Genomic DNA, 17,083 nt, shown 5'->3' on the forward strand with positions numbered 1-17,083 from the left:
AGGTACCCACAGCGAGCAGGAGACACAGCACGATGCGCATCGGAGTTCTCACCGCAGGCGGCGACTGCCCCGGCCTGAACGCCGTCATCCGATCGGTCGTGCACCGGGCGGTGGACAACTACGGCGACGAGGTCATCGGCTTCGAGGACGGCTACGCCGGCCTGCTCGACGGGCGCTACCGCGGCCTCGACCTGAACGCGGTCAGCGGCATCCTCGCCCGTGGCGGCACGATCCTCGGCTCCTCCCGCCTCGAGCGCGACCGGCTGCGCGAGGCGTGCGAGAACGCGGCGGACATCGTCAGCGACTTCGGCATCGACGCCCTCATCCCGATCGGCGGCGAGGGCACGCTGACCGCGGCGCGCATGCTCAGCGACGCCGGTCTGCCCGTGGTCGGCGTGCCCAAGACGATCGACAACGACATCTCCTCCACCGACCGCACCTTCGGCTTCGACACCGCCGTCGGCGTCGCCACCGAGGCGATGGACCGCCTGAAGAGCACGGCCGAGTCCCACCAGCGTGTGATGGTCGTCGAGGTCATGGGCCGGCACGCCGGCTGGATCGCCCTGGAGTCCGGCATGGCCGCCGGCGCGCACGGCATCTGCCTGCCCGAACGCCCCTTCGACCCGGCCGACCTGGTGAAGATGGTCGAGGAGCGCTTCTCCCGCGGCAAGAAGTTCGCCGTCGTCTGCGTCGCGGAGGGCGCCCACCCGGCCGACGGCACCATGGACTACGGCAAGGGCGAGATCGACCAGTTCGGCCACGAGCGCTTCCAGGGCATCGGCACCGCCCTCGCGCACGAGCTGGAGCGGCGCCTCGGCAAGGAGGCCCGGCCGGTCATCCTCGGCCATGTCCAGCGCGGCGGCACGCCGACGGCGTACGACCGGGTGCTCGCCACCCGCTTCGGCTGGCACGCGGTCGAGGCCGCGCACCGCGGCGAGTTCGGCAAGATGACCGCACTGCGCGGCACCGACATCGTCATGGTGCCGCTGGCCGAGGCGGTGACCGAGCTGAAGACGGTCCCGAAGGACCGGATGGACGAGGCCGAGTCGGTCTTCTAGCAGACGAGTCCTGCCGGCGGGCGAGGCCGGGCCGGTCTTCCGGCACCCGGCCCGCCGGACCGGCCCGCGTCCTCGCCCGGAGCTGCCCGGGCGGGCGGCACCCGCCCGCTAGCCGGTCCTCTTGCGCACCGCGCTCCAGAAGTTGTCCACGATGTCGTCCAGGAAGGCGCGGCCCGAGTCGCTGGAGTCGCTGCTGCCGCCGCCCCAGCTGAGGGTGGCGGTCATGTGGCCCTGGTAGTCCTCGTGCAGTTCCTGCAGGACCTCCTCCAGGATGCCCCTCTCCAGCGGCGCGATCTTCATGACCGGGCGCACATACCCCTGCCAGCGGGTACTGGCCGCGCTGCGCAGCAGTTCCGCCAGCCGCTGCTCGCGCCCCGTGACGGCCACGAAGTCCGGCAGGGACAGCCGCAGCACGTCGGCGAGCGCCACCGACTGGCGCTCGTTGCCGTGCCAGTCCCCGCTCTCCTCCATGCGCAGGTACGAGCGCACGTCGACGCCCACCTCCCGGGCGACGTCCTCCGGCGCGACACCGCGGGCCATGCGGTGCTCGCGCAGGGTGCGCGGCCGGGCGATGAGTTCGCCGGGCGCACACCACAGCACCCCGGCCAGCGCGGTCAGCTCGGTACTGCTGGGGCTGGTGATCCCGCGTTCCCAGGCGATCACGAGATCCGGGGTGACGTACGGCAGCCCGTAGGACACCCGCATGCCGTGGGCGACGTGCTCGGGCCCCATGCCGAGGGCGGCGCGCAGCCGCCGGGCGGCCAGGGCGTCGAACGGGGGGCCGGGCTGGTTCGAGGGAGAGGGATGGCGCACCCGCCACAACATAGAGCGGCACTCAAGGTGTGACTACGGTGGGTTCGGCCAGGATCACGGATTGTAGGAACCTACGTTTCCGTAGGTTTACCGTTTGCGGCACGTGTCACCCCTTGACCGCTCCCGCCAGGGCGAAACCGCCGCCCAGCCGTCGCGCGATCAGCACGTACAGCAGGATCACCGGCGTCGAGTACACCACCGAGAACGCGGCCAGCTGCCCGTAGGCGACCATGCCCCGGTTGCCGAAGAACTCGTTGATGCTCACCGACGCCGGCATCTGGTCCGGGGTGAGCAGGAGCATGAACGGCACGAAGAAGTTGCCCCACATCATCACGAACGAAAACACGGTCACCACGGCGAGTCCGGGACCCATCAGCGGCAGCACGATCCGGACCAGGGACTGCCCGGAGGACGCCCCGTCCGTCCAGGCGGCCTCCTCCAGCTCCTTCGGCACGCCGTCCATGAAGTTCTTCATCAGCCAGATCGCGAAGGGGAGCTGGGAGGCGGCGAAGAAGAGGATCGTGCCCTGCAGGGTGTCGATCAGGTTCACCTGCACGAACAGGGCGTACACCGGCACCATCACCGCCGTGATCGGCAGGCTCGTCGCGAACAGCACCGACAGCAGGAACGGCCGGTTGAACCGGGAGCGGAACCGGGACAGCGGGTAGGCGGCGAGCGCGGCGCACGCCACGGTCAGCGCGGTCGCGCCGCCGCACAGGATCAGGCTGTTCAGCAGCGGGGTGAAGGTGATGTCCGCGGTGAGGATCGCGTCGAAATTGCCGAAGGTGACCCCGTCCGGCGCCTTCACCCGCAGATCGGCGTGCGGATCGACGGACGACAGCACGACCCAGGCCAGCGGCAGGCAGAAGGCCGCGGCCACGACGAGCAGTGCGAGATCGGCGGCCAGGCGCCGGGCAGCACGGCGGGAGGCGAGGGGACGGCTCATGGCGGTGCCTACACCTCCGTCCGCAGCAGCCGCAGATACACCACGGAGAACAGCGATCCGACGACGAGCAGCAGCAGGGCGACCGCCGTGCCGTAACCGATCATGCTGTTCTGGAACGCCTGCTCGTACATGAACAGCGGCAGGGTCTCGCTGCGGCCGCCGGGACCGCCCCGGGTCATCACCCAGATCAGCCCGAACACGGACAGCGTCTGCAGGGTGTTGAGCATCAGATTGGTCCCGATGGAACGCCGGATCATCGGCAGCGTGATGTGCCACAGCCGGCGCGGTCCGCTCGCCCCGTCGACCTCGGCGGCCTCGGTGATCTCCTGCGGGATCTCGGCGAGCGCGGCGGAGTACACCAGCATCGAGAACGCCGTGCCGCGCCACACGTTGGCGAAGGACACCGCGAGGACGGGCAGCGTGAACAGCCAGTTCTGCGACGGCAGGTGCAGCGCGTCCAGGACGGCGTTGAGCGTTCCCTCCTTGCGGAAGAAGGCGTAGAGCAGGAACCCGGCCACCACCTCCGGCAGCACCCACGCCGTGACCACGATCCCGCCGGTGAGCGTGCGCACCGGCTTCGACGCCCGCCGCATCAGCGCGGCCAGCGCCAGTCCCAGGGTGTTCTGCCCGAGCAGCGACGACACCACCGTGAAGACGAGCGTCAGCCATACGGCGCGGAGGAACTCCTCGTCGTGGAAGGCCCGGCGGAAGTTGTCGAGGCCGACGAAGGAGGAGTGGGCCTGGCCGGTGAGCTGGAGGTCGGTGAAGGCGATGTAGGCGCAGTAGGCGATGGGCCCGGCGAGGAAGAGCAGCAGCAGGGCCAGCGCGGGCAGGAGGGGCAGCGTGCGCGGAAGGAACCGCGCGGTCATTTCTCGACCACGTGGCCGCCGGTGATGTCCTTCAGGGCGTCGTCGTAGCCGGCCGCGGCCTTCTCGACGCTCGCGTCGCCGGTCGTCACGGACTCCATCGCCTCCTGGATCGCCGTCGACACCTTCGGGTACGCCGGGTAGGCGGGCCGGTAGTGGGTGGTGGCGACGAGGTCGGTGAAGAACGTGATGCCGGGCTGGGCGGTGGCGTACGCGGGATCGCTCGCGACGTCCTTGCGCACCGCGATACCGGAGTTGGCGACGTACCACTTCTGCGCGTTCGCCTTGGTCTGCAGCGTTTTGATGAACTCGAAGGCGAGGTCGGGGTTGCCGGCCTTGGCCGGGACGGCCCAGGTCCATCCGCCGGACATGCTCACCTTGCCGGGCGCCTGCCCTTCCTGCGTGGGCATCGCGGCGAGCCCCAGCTCGCGCGACCACGCGGGCCACTCGTGACCGGCTCCGGGCAGCCAGTCCTGCGGCAGCCAGGATCCGTCGAGGTCGATGCCCAGCTTGCCCTTGGGGAGCAGTTCACCGCGGACGATGGTCTGGATGTTGGGATCGAGGGCGGTGGAGACGTCGGGCCCCAGCTTCTCCTTGTAGACGGTCTCGACGAAGGAGAGCGCGTCCTTGAACCCCTGGCCGCCGGCGACCCACTTCTTGCTGCCGGCGTCGTACAGCGGATCGGTACGGCCGTCGCCGGTGCCGTACAGCAGCATCTCGAACCCCTGCATGGTGGCGGCCTCACCGGCCGGCTTGCCCGTGTAGACGTTGAGCGGGGTGACGCCGGGGACCTTCCGCTTGATGGCCCGGGCCGCGGCGAGCACGTCGTCCCACGTCCTCGGCTGCCAGGGCACCGGGAGGCCGGCCTTGGCGAGGATGTCCTTGTCGTACCAGAGCCCGCGGGTGTCCGTCCCGTCCGGAACGCCGTACGTCCTGCCGTCCTCCCCCTTGGCGGCGGCCTTGGCGCTGTCCATGAACTGCTGCCAGTCTGGCCACTTGGCGAGATAGGCGTCCAGCGGCTTCAGATACCCGCTGGTGATGTCCGAGTTGATGAGAAACGTGTCCTCGTAGACCAGGTCGGGCGCGGTCTTGGGCGAGCGGAGCATCTGCTGGAGCTTCGTGTAGTACTCCGAGTCGGGCGCCTTGACCGGGACGAGCTGGACCTTCTTGCCGGGATGGCTCTGCTCGAACTGCTTCTTGACGCCGGCGAGATAGTCGTCCATCACATGGACGGAGTTGTCGGTCGACTGCTTGAAGGAGACCCTCACGGTGTCGGGGCTGCTGCCCGACCCGCCCCCGCACGCGGTGAGCGCGGTGGCGGCGAGAACGGTGGTCAGGAGTGAACGGACGGCGGCGGTGGGGCGCACGGGCATGACCTCCAGCGGGCTCACGAGGCTGTGACGCGGAGATTGCTGCGGTGCGAACGTAAGTTGAGTGGTCTAGTCAGGTCAATGCGTGTGCGGGGGATTGCCGCCGGACAGCCCGAACAGAGCGGCCGCGTTGTCGTGGCACACCGCCCGCAGCCAGTCCCGGCCGAGGTCCAGCCGTTCCAGGGCCCGGAGTTGGTGCGCGTAGGAGTACGGGATGTTCGGGAAGTCGGAGCCGAGGAGGACGCGGTCACCGAGGGCGGCGAGCCGGGGGAGGGCCCGCCGCGGGAACGGCATGAGCCGTTCGGTGAAGTCGGTGAAGGCCATCGTCGTGTCCAGCCGCACCTGCCCGTACCGCTCGGCGAGGCCGAGGAAGTCCTCGTACTCGGGCATCCCCAGGTGCGCGACGATCAGCCGCAGTGACGGGTGCCGGGCGAGGACGCGCGCGATCGGGCCGGGGCCGGTGTGCTTGCCGGGCGCGGGCCCCGAACCGCAGTGGATCACCACCGGGACGCCGGCCTCGGCGAGCAGCCCCCAGGCCCCGTCCAGCATGTCGTCCGCCGGGTCGTAGTCCCCCACCTGGACATGGGCCTTGAACACCCGCGCACCCGCCTCCACGGCCTCGCGGACATAGGTCTCGACGCCCGGCTCGGGGTGGAGGGTCGCGGTGTGCAGGCAGTCGGGCGTGCGGCGGGCGAAGCCGGCCGCCCAGCCGTTCAGCCAGCGCGCCATGCCCGGCTTGTGCGGATAGAGCATGGAGGTGAAAGCGCGGACGCCGAACTCCCGCAGCAGCAGCGCCCGTTGCGCCTCCTCCTCGCGGTACGTGATCGGCCACGCGAGCCCACCGGTCAGCGGTCCCTGCGCGTCGAAGTACGCCCAGACCTTGCGCAGCACACGCTCGGGCATGAAGTGCGTGTGCACGTCCACCAGCCCGGGAAGACCGAGCCCCGTCCAGAAACGCCGGACCTCTGCGGACTCCTCACTCATCCACGGCTCCCTGCCCTCACCGGGGTGCGCCCCGCATCCACTGGTACACCAGCTCCGGTCGTCCCACCGTTCCGTACTGCGGCCGGCGTTCCGCGCGGCCGGTGTTCACCAGGTGTTCCAGGTAGCGGCGGGCGGTGATCCGGGAGATGCCGACCGCCTCGGCGAGGGCGGTGGCCGTCAGGCCCTCGGCGCCGTCGCGCAGGGCCACCGTCACCCGCTCCAGCGTCGGGCCGCTCAGGCCCTTCGGCAGCGACGCGGGGCCCGGTGCGCGCAGGACCGCCAGGGCGCGGTCCACCTCGTCCTGACCGCTCGCCTCGCCCGCCGCCGCCTGGAACTCGGCGTAGCGCACGAGGCGGTCGCGCAGGGTGGCGAACGTGAACGGCTTCAGGACGTACTGGACCACCCCGAGCGAGACGCCCTCGCGGACGACCGCCAGGTCCCGCGCCGACGTCACGGCGATGACGTCCGCGTGGTGACCGGCCGCGCGCAGGGAGCGGGCCAGCTGCAGGCCGTGCACGTCCGGCAGGTGCAGGTCGAGCAGGAGCAGGTCCACGGGGGTGCGGTCGAGGAAGCGGCGGGCCTCGGCGCCGGTGTGCGCCTTGCCGACGGCGACGAAGCCCGGCACCCGGCCGACGTACATCACATGCGCGTCCGCGGCGACCGGGTCGTCCTCGACGACCAGCACCCGGATCGGCGGCCGCGCGGCTCCGCCCGCCGAGGGCGCATCGCCGCTCATGCCTCGCCTCCCGTCGCCGCGCCCACCCGCAGCGGCAGCCGCACCTCGAACTCCGCGCCGCCGCCCGGGGCCTCGCGCACGGTCAGCGTGCCGTCGTGCCGGTGCACGGTCTGGCGCACCAGCGCCAGACCCAGGCCCCGGCCGCCCGGGCCGGACGGCTTCGTGGAGAAGCCGCGCTGGAAGACCAGCTCGGCGTGCGCGGCGTCCACCCCGGGCCCGGTGTCCGCCACCCGCAGCACCAGCTCGGCGCCGTCGGACACGTCGGACCAGGCCGTCACCGTCACCCGCGGCGCCACCCCGCCCTGCGCCGCGTCCACCGCGTTGTCGATGAGGTTGCCGAGGATCGTCACCAGGTCCCGGGCGGACAGGGACTCGGGCAGCAGGCCGTCGTCCAGCCGGCTGTCCGGCGACACCACCAGCTCCACGCCCCGCTCGTTCGCCTGGGCCGTCTTGCCCAGCAGCAGCGCGGCCAGCACCGGCTCGCTCACCGCCGCCACCACCTGGTCGGTCAGGGCCTGCGCCAGCTCCAGCTCCGCCGTGGCGAAGTCCACCGCCTCCTCGGCCCGGCCCAGCTCGATCAGCGAGACCACGGTGTGCAGCCGGTTCGCGGCCTCGTGCGCCTGGGAACGCAGCGCCTGGGTGAAGCCCCGCTCCGAGTCCAGCTCGCCCATCAGCGACTGGAGTTCGGTGACGTCCCGCACGGTCACGATCGTGCCGCGGCGCTCCCCGCCCGACACCGGCGAGGTGTTCACGACGATCACCCGCTCCGCCGTCAGATGCACCTCGTCCACCCGCGGCTCGGACGCCAGCAGCGCACCCGTGAGCGGCGCCGGCAGCCCCAGCTCCGTCACCGGCAGCCCCACCACGTCCCCGTTCACCCCCAGCAGCTCCCGTCCACCGTCGTTGACCAGCGCCACACGGTACTGCCCGTCGAGCAGCAGCAGCCCCTCGCGTACGGCGTGCAGCGCGGCCTCGTGGTAGGCGTGCATGCGGCTCAGCTCGGCCGCGTTCATGCCGTGGGTGTGCCGGCGCAGCCGGGCGTTGATCACATATGTGCCGATCGCCCCGAGCGCCAGCACCCCGGCCGCGACCCCGAGCAGCGCCGTCACCTGGTCCTGCACCCGCGCGCTGATCGCCTCCACCCGGATCCCCGCGCTGACCAGGGCGACGATCCGCTTGTCGTCGTCCTCGACCGGGGTGACCGCGCGGACGGAGGGGCCGAGGGTGCCGGTGTAGGTCTCGGTGAAGGTCTCGCCCCGCAGGGCGCGGGCGGTGTTGCCGAGGAAGCGTCTGCCGATCTGGTTCGGGTCGGGGTGGGTCCAGCGGATGCCCTGCGGATTCATGATCGTGACGAAGTCGACGTCGGTGTCCCGCATGATCCGCAGCGCGTACGGCTGCAGCTCGGCCGTCGGGTCGGGGCCGCGGACCGCGGAGCGCACCGACGGCGCGTCGGCCACCGACCGGGCCACCGCCGTGGCCTGCCGGCCCGCCGCCTGCTCGGCCTGGCTGCGGTCGCTGACGTACGTGAACAGCGCGTACCCGGCCACCACCAGCGCGAGCAGGACGGCCTGCATGGCGAAGAGCTGGCCCGCCAGGCTGCGGGGTCTCGGCAGGGTGAGGCGCATGCCGTCAGTCTGCCTCGTGGTCCGACGGCGGACTAAATGATCGGACGGTGAACTAAATGAACGGAAGGGTGACCGCCCTCACAGGGCCGGGAGATAGTCACGGCAATCCCCGAAAAGCCCGGACGTGAGCCGCACGCCGGTGATGCCGACGAAGACGTCAAGGAGGGCAGCCGTGGCCGCCAGCACATCCCCAACGGCACCTGCCGCGCCCGCTGTGAAGCGGGACCGCACCCACTACCTGTACATCGCGGTGATCGTCGCGGTCGCCCTCGGCATCGTCGTCGGGCTGGCCGCGCCCGGCTTCGCGGTCGAGCTGAAGCCCATCGGCACGGGCTTCGTGAACCTGATCAAGATGATGATCTCGCCGATCATCTTCTGCACGATCGTGCTCGGCATCGGCTCGGTCCGCAAGGCGGCCAAGGTCGGCGCGGTGGGCGGTATCGCCCTCGCCTACTTCCTGGTGATGTCGCTGGTGGCCCTCGCGATCGGCCTGGTCGTCGGCAACATCCTGGAGCCCGGCTCGAGCCTCGCGGTCACCGACGCGGTCAAGAGCGTCGGGCACGCGCAGGTCGACGCCGAGGCCAAGGACACCACCACGTTCCTGCTCGGGATCATCCCGACCACGATCGTGTCCGCCTTCACCGAGGGCCAGGTGCTGCAGACCCTGCTGGTCGCGCTGCTGTGCGGGTTCGCGCTGCAGGCCATGGGCGCGGCCGGGCAGCCGGTGCTGCGCGGCGTCGAGCACATCCAGCGGCTCGTCTTCCGCGTCCTGGCGATGGTCATGTGGGCGGCGCCGATCGGCGCGTTCGGCGCGATGGCCGCGGTCGTCGGCTCGGCGGGCGTGGATGCGCTGAAGTCCCTGGCCGTGCTGATGCTCGGCTTCTACCTCACCTGCGCGGTGTTCATCTTCGTCGTCCTCGGGGCGCTGCTGCGGATCGTGGCGGGGCTCAACGTCTTCACGTTCTTCAAGTACCTGGGCCGTGAGTTCCTGCTGATCCTGTCCACCTCCTCCTCCGAGTCCGCGCTGCCGCGGCTGATCGCGAAGATGGAGCACCTGGGTGTCAGCAAGCCCGTCGTCGGCATCACGGTCCCGACCGGGTACTCCTTCAACCTCGACGGCACCATGATCTACATGACCATGGCCTCGCTGTTCATCGCCGACGCCATGGGGACGCCGATGTCGGTCGGCGAGCAGATCCCGCTGCTGCTGTTCCTGCTGGTCGCGTCCAAGGGGGCGGCGGGCGTCACCGGCGCGGGCCTGGCCACGCTGGCCGGCGGCCTCCAGTCGCACAAGCCGGCGCTGGTGGACGGCATCGGCCTGATCGTCGGCATCGACCGCTTCATGAGCGAGGCCCGCGCGCTGACCAACTTCGCGGGCAACGCGGTGGCGACGGTGCTCGTGGGGACGTGGACGAAGGAGATCGACACGGTGCGCGTCCGCGCGGTGCTGGCGGGGGAACTGCCCTTCGACGAGCGGACGTTGCTGGACGACGCCGAGAGCGATGCGGTACCGGAGAAGCAGCTGGCCTCCGCCTAGCGCCGTCGGGGCGCAACCGGTTCTGCGTGTGCGGGCCGTCCGCGGCCTCTCGCGCAGTGCCCCGCGCCCCTCGCCGGCACTTCCCCACCCCCTCCTGCCAGGGCACCCGGCATTGCCTGAACCTTTGCCGGGTGCCCTTCGCGTTGCTCAGACGTCCGCCGCCAGCTTCCCCACCAGGTCCGCCGCCCGCCCCGCCGGCACTCCCGCCGCCGTCAGGACCGTCACCGCCGCCGAGCGGCCTGCCTCCGAGGGCGGGACCAGGGCGTCGTTCACGGCCTCCATCAGGGCGAAGAGGATCTGTTCGTGGACGTAGGCCAGGGCCGGGGCCGGGAGGGCGGAGGCGAAGACGCCCTCGTCCAGGCCCTGCTGGAGCAGCCGGACGCTGGTCTCGCGGACCGGGGTGAGGCGTTCGCGGATGCCCTGCATGGTGACCGTGCGCTGGGCCAGCGCGACGAGCAGCCGGTAGCGGTCGGCGATCTCCCACACCGCGAGCACCGAGCGGGCCACGGCCTCGGCCGGGTCGTCCACGCCCTCGCGGCCCTCGGCGTGCGCGGCCGCCAGCGCCTGCACCGCCTCGTCCACCAGCGTGCCGATCAGCGCCTCGCGGCTCGGGAAATGCCCGTACACCGTGCGCCGCACGACACCGGCGGCGCGCGCGATCTGGTCCATGGAGGCGTCGGGGTCGCGCAGCAGCTCCGCGAGGGCGACGTCGAGGATGCGGCGCCGGTTGGCGTCGGCGCGGCTGTTACCCGTGGTCATGGCAGTCATTGTGCCTTCCTCCCGTACGCGGGTCCCCCGGCGACTTGCACAGCGATGCGCAGCGGTCCGCCCATCGATTTGCACAACGATGTGCAACGGACGTACATTGCACATGGTTGTGCAACTGCACGCCGCTGTGCAAGTTTCGACGTCGAGGAAGGCGATCCCTGCCATGCGACTCGTGATGAACGAACCGGTCGAGGAGATGGAGGGCCCCTACCGCCGGCGCTGGTGGGCACTCCTCGTCCTCTGTCTGAGCCTGCTGGTCATCGTGATGGCGAACACCGCCCTCACGGTCGCCGCGCCCGACATGACCCGTGACCTCGGGCTGTCCAGCGCCGACCTGCAGTGGGTCATCGACGGCTACACCGTCCCGTACGCCGCGCTGATGCTGCTGCTCGGCGCGATCGGCGACAAGTACAGCCGCCGCGGCGCGCTCGTGCTCGGGCTCGTCGTCTTCGGCGGCGGCGCGGTCGCCGGGTACCTCGCCGACAGCTCCACGGCGGTCATCACCGCCCGTGCCGTGATGGGCGTCGGCGCGGCGCTGATCATGCCCGCCACGCTGTCGCTGCTGGCCGCGACCTTCCCGCGCGGGGAACGGGCCAAGGCGATCACCCTGTGGACCGCCACCGCCGGGCTGGCCATCGCCGCCGGACCCGTCGTCGCGGGCGCGCTGCTGCGCGACCACGGCTGGTCCTCCACCTTCCTGATCAACGTGCCCATCGCGGCCGTCGCGATCGTCGCCGCCCTCGTCCTGGTCCCGCCGTCGAAGGCCGGGCACCACGACCGCATCGACTACGTCGGCGGTCTGCTGTCGGTGATCTGGACCGGCGCCCTCGTCTACATGATCATCGAGGGCCCGCACTTCGGCTGGGGCGCCAAGGCCGTCACCGCGGCGGTCGTGGCCGGCGTCGCGCTGGTCGCCTTCGTCCTGTGGGAGCTGCGCCACCCGCGCCCGATCCTGGACGTGCGCCGCTTCACCGAGCGCCGCTTCGCCGGCTCCAACCTCGCCGTCGCCCTGTTCTTCCTGGCCGTCTTCGGCGCCTTCTACTACCTCACCCAGCACCTGCAGTTCGTCCTCGGCTACGACGCCCTCGACACCGGCGTACGGATGCTGCCGCTGGCCGGCGCGGTGTTCGCCGGCTCGGCGCTGACCGGGTACCTCACGCCGCGGGTCGGCATGAAGTGGACAGTGAGCGCGGGCATGGTCGGCGGCACCGCCGCGCTGGCGCTGCTGACCCGGGTCGACGCGGGATCGTCGTACGGCGACTTCGTGGCGCCCCTGATCATCCTCGGCCTGGCGATCGGCCTCGCCCTCTCGCCCTGCACGGACGCCATCATGGGCTCCTTCCCGGAGGCCGAGCTCGGCGTGGGCGGCGCGGTGAACGACACCTCGCTGGAGCTGGGCGGCTCGCTCGGCATCGCGATCCTCGGCTCGCTGCTCGCCACGTCGTACTCCGGCCACCTCGAGGACGCCACCAAGGGCAGCAAGCTGCCCGCCGACGCCCTGGCCACCGCGCAGGACTCCGTCGGCGCCGGGTACGCCGTCGCGCAGGGCATCGGGGACAAGGCACGCGCACTGGCCGAGCAGGCGGCGCACGCGAGCAGCCCGCAGCAGGCCGCGCAGCTCAAGGCACAGGCGCAGCAACTCGCCGAGGGCGCCGGGCAGATGAGCCACGCCGTCGGCTCCTCGTTCGCCGACGCGGTCGCCCACACCAGCCTGGTCGGCGCGGTGATCCTCGGCGTCGGCACGGTGCTCGTCGCGGTGCTGCTGCCGCGCCGGGACACGGCGCGCACGGAGCAGCCGGCCGACGAGAAGGAGGCCCAGCTCAGCACGGCCGGCTGACTCTCACCGAACTCTTAACCGGGTCCACTAGCGTGCCGCGCCGATCACCAGGCGCGGCACGCCGCGCAGTACAGGAGGCCCGGGGGATGAGCATCGACTGGAACCGGCGGACATGCGCACGGCGCGGCCACGTGACGTACGCGCCGGACGACCCCCGGCTGCGGGTGCGGCTGCACGCCGAGACCGCGCTGGGCGAGGTGTGGCGGTGCCTGCGCTGCGGGGACTTCGTGCTCGGCGAGCCGCACGGCTCCGGGCCGGCCGCCGACGCGCCGCTGGTGCCGCGCGGCAAGGTCCTGCGGGACCTGTTCATCCTGCGCTTCCTCGCGATCGAGCGGGTGCTGCGCGGGGTGTTCATCGTGCTGGTCGCCGCGGCCGTGTGGAAGTTCTCCAACAGCCAGGACGCGGTGCGCCGGCTCTTCGACGACAACCTCGACGTCTTCCGGCCGGTCTTCCGGCACTTCCACTACGACCTCGACCACTCACCGGTCGTCGGGTCCATCCAGAAGGCGTTCGGCTACCGGCACTCCACCCTGCTGCTGGTCGCCGGTCTCCTGCTGGCCTACGCCCTGATCGAGATCGTCGAGGCCGTCGGCCTGTGGTACGCCAAGCGCTGGGCGGAGTACCTGACGGTGGTCGCCACCGCGGCCTTCCTCCCGCTGGAGATCTACGAACTGACCGAGCACATCAGCGCGTTGAAGATCGCCACGCTGGTCCTGAACATCCTCGCCGTCGCCTACATCGCCCTGGCCAAGCGCCTGTTCGGCCTGCGCGGCGGCCGCCGCGCCTTCGACGAGGAACGCCACAGCACGTCCCTGCTGGAGGTGGAGGAGGCGGCGAAGGTCACCGCCCAGGCGTCCTCGCAGTCCTAGTAGCGGTCCAGGCGGTGCGCGTACGGCGTCGGCAGGGCCGGGGTGCCGCCGCCGGGGAACCACGCCGTGCACACGTCCCGGTGGCGGGCCGGGACCGGCATGCCGTGCGCGTCGGCGTCCTCGGCCGACCAGTGGCCGAGGAGCAGCCGGACGAGCGCCCGGTCGTCGGGGACCAGGTCGCCGTGGAGCAGCGCCGCGAACGCCGTGTCGTGGAGAGGATCCGGACCCCGGCCGATGGCGGCCCTGCGGCGCAGCTCGGGCTCCAGCCGGGTCACCAGGGCCGCCCGGTTCAGGACGGCGGCCATCATGCCGCCGCTGGGCGGGAAGCTCTGCCGGTACGCGCAGCCCATGCCGCGAGCCACTCGGCCGACCAGGCTGTCGGCGGGCTCTCGCACGGTGAACTCGGCCAGGCGCCGCTGCCAGCACAGCCGGGCGAGGGCCACGAGCAGCAGGCGGGCCGCGGTCGCGTCCTCGGCCACGAGTTCCTCGACGGTCACCGTGCCCAGGGGGTCGCCGAAGGCCCGGCCCTCCAGGACGGCGTATCCGGCCGTCGTGCCGCCCGCCCGCAGGACGAGGGTGCGGGAGCCCGGCTTCCAGGTGGTCGCGGGGAGGAGCCGGTTCCAGCCGGCCTGCCGCTCGAGGGTCCACGGCCGCCGGGCGTGCGCGGTGTTGTAGAGCCGGATCATCGCCGGGAGGTCGGCCGCCGAGCCGTCCCCGACCCCGGGCACGTCCGCCTCCAGGTCGGCTCCCGTCGCGGACTCGACGGCGCGCACGGGAACGACCAGGCTGCCTTCGGCGAGCGCCCCGGCGAAGCCGAACTTCTCGTACAGGCCCTCGATCGCCTCGGACACGAAGGCGACGTCCACCCGCTGCGCCATACCGTCCAGCGCCCGGCGCAACAGCCGGCTCATGTGGCCCTGGCGCCGGAACCCGGGCTGGGTCTCCACCCCGCCGATGCCCTCCGCCGCGACGGCCACCGCCCCGAAGCGCAGCCGGAAGGACACCGCCTCCAACTCGGCGACCGGCTCGCCGCCCCCGGTCCGCAGCCGGCAGAACCGCGTCCGCAGACTCCGCACGTCCTGCTCCGCGACTTCCGAGTACCCGACCGTACGCTCACGCTCCGACACGCCCCGCAGCATAGGGGTTTCCCCGTGCCCACCGACGGGACGGCACCGGGCCCGGGCGCCGGCAGGCGATGCCCCCCGGCGCCCGGGCCCGGGAGGAGGGGCCCCCTGCGGCTCACCCCCGTTCGCCGGTCGTGGACGCCTCCAGTGCGCTCAGTTCCTTCTCGCTCAGGGACAGGTCCGCGGCGGCCGCCGAGTCCTGGATGGTCTGGGGGCGGCTCGCGCCCGGGATCGGGACGACGGACGGGGAGCGGGCCAGCAGCCACGCCAGGCAGACCTGCTGGGGGCTGACCCCCCGCTCCCGGGCCACGTCGTGGAACGCGGCGAAGCGCTGCCCGCCCTCCAGCCGGGACGGCCCGTCCAGCGAGCTGCGGGTGATGCCGCCGAGCGGGCTCCACGGCAGGAACGCCAGGCCCAGCTCGGCGCAGAGCCGCAGCTCCGGTTCGCTGTCGCGCACGGCGGGGGAGTAGCGGTTCTGTACCGACACCAGCCGCTCGCCGAGGATCGCGCGGGCCTCGCGGATCTGCCCGGCGGTGACGTTGGAGACCCCGGCCAGCCGGATCTTCCCCTCGTCGAGCAGCTCGCGCAGCACGCCCACCGACTCGGCGAACGGGACGGCGCGGTCCGGCTTGTGCAGCTGGTACAGGCCGATCGCCTCGACGCCCAGCCGCCGCAGGGACGCCTCGGCCGCGGACCGCAGGTGGCGCGGCGAGCCGTCGACCGTCCAGCTGCCGTCGGCCGGCCGGCCCCGGCCGCCCTTCGTCGCCACCAGGACGCCGGAGGTGTCGCCGCCGTAGGCCGCCAGCGCCCGCGCCACCAGCAGCTCGTTGTGGCCGGGTGCCGCACCGGGCAGGTGGTAGGAGTCCGCGGTGTCGATCAGGCTCACGCCCGCGTCCAGCGCCGCGTGCACCGTGGCCACGGCGCGCGCCTCCTCGGGGCGGCCCTCGAGGGACAGCGGCATCGCGCCGAGTCCGACCGCGCTCACCTTCAGCTCACCGAGCTGTCGCATCCGCATGTCAGGCGTCCTTTCCGAGGGTCTCGGCGACCGCGTGCGGCAGCCACTGCCGTACGTGTGAGAAGGGGAAACCGAGCCGGACGGCCCGGGAGTTGTCCATGCCGTAGAAACGGGAGAAGGCGAAGGGGGAGACCTGGCCGACCTCCACCGGCCGGAACACGGTCGTGCCCTGGGGCAGGTGCTCCGCCACCGCCGCACACAGGTCCCGCGTGCTCAGCAGCCCGTGCGAGGCCGCGTTGACCGGACCCGTGAAGTCCCGGCCCACCGCCCAGAACAGGAAGTCGGCGATCTCCTCGACATGGATGTACGTCGCCGGGTGCTCGACCGGCGGCACCGCGATCGGCTCGCCCGCCGCGATCCGGTCCGCGTAGTGCGTGAGCCGGCCGGTGAAGTCGTCGGCGCCGCCCAGCACATGGGCCACCCGCACCGACGTCCACGGCAGGTCCTGCGACGCCGCGAACACCGCCTCCGCCTGCCGCTTGCCCTCGCCGTAGCGGGACTCCGCGAACGCCGCGTCGTCCCAGGGGAGTGCGAGGTCCACGGCCACGGTGCGCGGATCGACGGCGTCCTCCCGCACGGGCGCGACGGAGTCCTCGTACTCGTACACCTCGACCGTCGACGTCAGCACGTACCGGCCGGTGCGGCCCGTGAACACGCGGCGCGCGGTCTCCGCCTGGCGCGGCGTGTAGCAGACCTGGTCGACGACGGCGTCGAAGTGCGCCGCGCCCAGCGCCGCCCGCAGGGCCGTCTCGTCGTCGCGGTCGGCGACGACATGGCGGGCGCCCGGCGGCGGTGGGGAGGAACCCCGGTTGAGCACCGTCACGCGGTCCCCGGCGGCCAGCAGCCGCTCGATGAGCCGCTTGCCGAAATAGCGGTTCCCGCCGACGACCAGAACCTCACGCATTCCGTCCCCCTCGGACTGGAGCAAAGAGTGGAGCAAAGGGTGGAGCGAGCAGTGGATCAACGCCCATAATTCTTTCGGCACTCGAGTCCGTACTGAAGGGGGAACCGTGGGAGTTCCGGCTGCCGCACCGAAAGAACCTCGGCATCTTCGCGCCGCCGCCAGCGAAACCTCGGTGACCCTGGACGCACTGGACCGGCAGATCCTCGACCTGCTCCAGACCGACGGCCGGATCAAGCTCAGCGAGCTGGGCCGACGGGTCCGGCTGAGCCCGGCGGCGGTGACCGAACGGGTACGGCGGCTGGAGGCGGCCGGGGTCGTCACCGGCTACGGCGCCCGCGTCGCCCCCGCCCGCCTCGGCTACGGCATCCAGGCCTTCATCCGGGTCGACCCGCACGGCGGCTACACCCTCACCCACCCGAGGACCCTGGAACTGACCGCCCGCCCGGAGATCACCGAGGCGCACCACGTCGTCGGCGAGGACTGCTGGATCCTGAAGGCCGCCGTGGAGGACACCGGCCATCTGGAGGAGGTACTGGCGCAGATCTCGGCCCTCGGGCGGACCACCACCTCGATCGTGCTGTCCTCCCCGGTGGCGCACAAGCCGCTCCTGCCGCGCTTGCCTTGACGTCGG

General features: G+C 72.0%; 16 protein-coding genes. 5 read left to right on the plus strand and 11 right to left on the minus strand.

Going from position 1 to position 17,083, the window contains the following annotated elements; all coding sequences use genetic code 11:
* Nucleotides 1-32: 32 nt before the first annotated feature.
* Nucleotides 33-1,058 (plus strand): ATP-dependent 6-phosphofructokinase, encoded by a 1,026-nt coding sequence (locus tag AB0E88_RS19415; RefSeq protein WP_361631840.1) that lies wholly within the window; start codon nucleotides 33-35, stop codon nucleotides 1,056-1,058.
* A gap of 108 nt (nucleotides 1,059-1,166) precedes the next feature.
* Here the strand turns inward: AB0E88_RS19415 and AB0E88_RS19420 are convergent, their stop codons facing one another.
* The 7 genes from AB0E88_RS19420 to AB0E88_RS19450 form a co-directional block, all read right to left on the minus strand.
* The gene (locus tag AB0E88_RS19420; RefSeq protein WP_361631908.1) at nucleotides 1,167-1,880 is read right to left on the minus strand and encodes a helix-turn-helix transcriptional regulator; all 714 of its coding nucleotides are present in this window, start codon (nucleotides 1,878-1,880) and stop codon (nucleotides 1,167-1,169) included.
* Between the two features lie 97 nt (nucleotides 1,881-1,977).
* A complete protein-coding gene (locus AB0E88_RS19425) occupies nucleotides 1,978-2,817 on the minus strand; it encodes a carbohydrate ABC transporter permease (protein WP_361631842.1) in 840 nt (279 codons plus the stop codon).
* Nucleotides 2,818-2,825: 8 nt separating this feature from the next.
* Nucleotides 2,826-3,686 carry a sugar ABC transporter permease gene (locus AB0E88_RS19430; RefSeq protein WP_361631844.1) on the minus strand — a complete coding sequence of 287 codons (861 nt, stop codon included), beginning with the start codon at nucleotides 3,684-3,686 and terminating at the stop codon, nucleotides 2,826-2,828.
* On the minus strand, nucleotides 3,683-5,056 hold the full coding sequence (locus AB0E88_RS19435; RefSeq protein ID WP_361631846.1) for an extracellular solute-binding protein: 1,374 nt from the start codon (nucleotides 5,054-5,056) through the stop codon (nucleotides 3,683-3,685). Before AB0E88_RS19435 ends, AB0E88_RS19430 begins: the two co-directional genes overlap by 4 nt.
* 75 nt (nucleotides 5,057-5,131) lie before the next feature.
* Nucleotides 5,132-6,037 carry an amidohydrolase family protein gene (locus AB0E88_RS19440; protein ID WP_361631848.1) on the minus strand — a complete coding sequence of 302 codons (906 nt, stop codon included), beginning with the start codon at nucleotides 6,035-6,037 and terminating at the stop codon, nucleotides 5,132-5,134.
* Between the two features lie 16 nt (nucleotides 6,038-6,053).
* On the minus strand, nucleotides 6,054-6,773 hold the full coding sequence (locus tag AB0E88_RS19445) for a response regulator (RefSeq protein WP_361631850.1): 720 nt from the start codon (nucleotides 6,771-6,773) through the stop codon (nucleotides 6,054-6,056).
* Nucleotides 6,770-8,398, minus strand: coding sequence for a sensor histidine kinase (locus AB0E88_RS19450; RefSeq protein ID WP_361631852.1), 1,629 nt, complete (start codon nucleotides 8,396-8,398; stop codon nucleotides 6,770-6,772). The genes AB0E88_RS19445 and AB0E88_RS19450 overlap by 4 nt, the downstream gene beginning before the upstream one ends.
* A gap of 142 nt (nucleotides 8,399-8,540) precedes the next feature.
* Here AB0E88_RS19450 and AB0E88_RS19455 point away from each other — a divergent pair, with 142 nt between their 5' ends.
* Nucleotides 8,541-9,935 carry a cation:dicarboxylase symporter family transporter gene (locus tag AB0E88_RS19455; RefSeq protein WP_361631910.1) on the plus strand — a complete coding sequence of 465 codons (1,395 nt, stop codon included), beginning with the start codon at nucleotides 8,541-8,543 and terminating at the stop codon, nucleotides 9,933-9,935.
* A gap of 147 nt (nucleotides 9,936-10,082) precedes the next feature.
* On the opposite strand, the gene AB0E88_RS19460 is transcribed toward AB0E88_RS19455, so the two are convergent.
* Nucleotides 10,083-10,703, minus strand: coding sequence for a TetR/AcrR family transcriptional regulator (locus AB0E88_RS19460; protein ID WP_361631854.1), 621 nt, complete (start codon nucleotides 10,701-10,703; stop codon nucleotides 10,083-10,085).
* Between the two features lie 163 nt (nucleotides 10,704-10,866).
* On the opposite strand from AB0E88_RS19460, the gene AB0E88_RS19465 reads away from it, so the two are divergent.
* Nucleotides 10,867-12,540 (plus strand): MFS transporter, encoded by a 1,674-nt coding sequence (locus tag AB0E88_RS19465; protein WP_361631856.1) that lies wholly within the window; start codon nucleotides 10,867-10,869, stop codon nucleotides 12,538-12,540.
* 86 nt (nucleotides 12,541-12,626) lie between these two features.
* Complete coding sequence (locus AB0E88_RS19470) at nucleotides 12,627-13,409, plus strand: DUF2127 domain-containing protein (RefSeq protein ID WP_361631858.1); 783 nt, start codon at nucleotides 12,627-12,629, stop codon at nucleotides 13,407-13,409.
* On the opposite strand, the gene AB0E88_RS19475 is transcribed toward AB0E88_RS19470, so the two are convergent.
* The 3 genes from AB0E88_RS19475 to AB0E88_RS19485 form a co-directional block, all read right to left on the minus strand.
* Complete coding sequence (locus AB0E88_RS19475) at nucleotides 13,406-14,536, minus strand: GNAT family N-acetyltransferase (protein WP_361631860.1); 1,131 nt, start codon at nucleotides 14,534-14,536, stop codon at nucleotides 13,406-13,408. The genes AB0E88_RS19470 and AB0E88_RS19475 overlap by 4 nt on opposite strands.
* Nucleotides 14,537-14,648: 112 nt before the next feature.
* The gene (locus AB0E88_RS19480) at nucleotides 14,649-15,548 is read right to left on the minus strand and encodes an aldo/keto reductase (protein ID WP_361631862.1); all 900 of its coding nucleotides are present in this window, start codon (nucleotides 15,546-15,548) and stop codon (nucleotides 14,649-14,651) included.
* A 1-nt stretch (nucleotide 15,549) separates the two neighbouring features.
* Nucleotides 15,550-16,452, minus strand: a complete 903-nt coding sequence (locus AB0E88_RS19485; protein ID WP_361631864.1) for an NAD-dependent epimerase/dehydratase family protein — start codon at nucleotides 16,450-16,452, stop codon at nucleotides 15,550-15,552.
* Between the two features lie 172 nt (nucleotides 16,453-16,624).
* On the opposite strand from AB0E88_RS19485, the gene AB0E88_RS19490 reads away from it, so the two are divergent.
* The gene (locus AB0E88_RS19490) at nucleotides 16,625-17,077 is read left to right on the plus strand and encodes an Lrp/AsnC family transcriptional regulator (protein WP_361631866.1); all 453 of its coding nucleotides are present in this window, start codon (nucleotides 16,625-16,627) and stop codon (nucleotides 17,075-17,077) included.
* The last annotated feature ends 6 nt before the right edge of the window (nucleotides 17,078-17,083 follow it).

Source organism: Streptomyces sp. NPDC028635 (genome assembly GCF_040637635.1).
Lineage (GTDB): Bacteria > Actinomycetota > Actinomycetes > Streptomycetales > Streptomycetaceae > Streptomyces.

Coding starts and splice junctions, on each gene's coding strand:
- AB0E88_RS19415 (WP_361631840.1), top strand. CDS start 33: ATGCGCATCGGAGTTCTCACCGCAGGCGGCGACTGCCCCGGCCTGAAC.
- AB0E88_RS19425 (WP_361631842.1), bottom strand. CDS start 2,817: ATGAGCCGTCCCCTCGCCTCCCGCCGTGCTGCCCGGCGCCTGGCCGCC.
- AB0E88_RS19430 (WP_361631844.1), bottom strand. CDS start 3,686: ATGACCGCGCGGTTCCTTCCGCGCACGCTGCCCCTCCTGCCCGCGCTG.
- AB0E88_RS19435 (WP_361631846.1), bottom strand. CDS start 5,056: ATGCCCGTGCGCCCCACCGCCGCCGTCCGTTCACTCCTGACCACCGTT.
- AB0E88_RS19440 (WP_361631848.1), bottom strand. CDS start 6,037: ATGAGTGAGGAGTCCGCAGAGGTCCGGCGTTTCTGGACGGGGCTCGGT.
- AB0E88_RS19445 (WP_361631850.1), bottom strand. CDS start 6,773: ATGAGCGGCGATGCGCCCTCGGCGGGCGGAGCCGCGCGGCCGCCGATC.
- AB0E88_RS19450 (WP_361631852.1), bottom strand. CDS start 8,398: ATGCGCCTCACCCTGCCGAGACCCCGCAGCCTGGCGGGCCAGCTCTTC.
- AB0E88_RS19455 (WP_361631910.1), top strand. CDS start 8,541: ATGCCGACGAAGACGTCAAGGAGGGCAGCCGTGGCCGCCAGCACATCC.
- AB0E88_RS19460 (WP_361631854.1), bottom strand. CDS start 10,703: ATGACTGCCATGACCACGGGTAACAGCCGCGCCGACGCCAACCGGCGC.
- AB0E88_RS19465 (WP_361631856.1), top strand. CDS start 10,867: ATGCGACTCGTGATGAACGAACCGGTCGAGGAGATGGAGGGCCCCTAC.
- AB0E88_RS19470 (WP_361631858.1), top strand. CDS start 12,627: ATGAGCATCGACTGGAACCGGCGGACATGCGCACGGCGCGGCCACGTG.
- AB0E88_RS19480 (WP_361631862.1), bottom strand. CDS start 15,548: ATGCGGATGCGACAGCTCGGTGAGCTGAAGGTGAGCGCGGTCGGACTC.
- AB0E88_RS19485 (WP_361631864.1), bottom strand. CDS start 16,452: ATGCGTGAGGTTCTGGTCGTCGGCGGGAACCGCTATTTCGGCAAGCGG.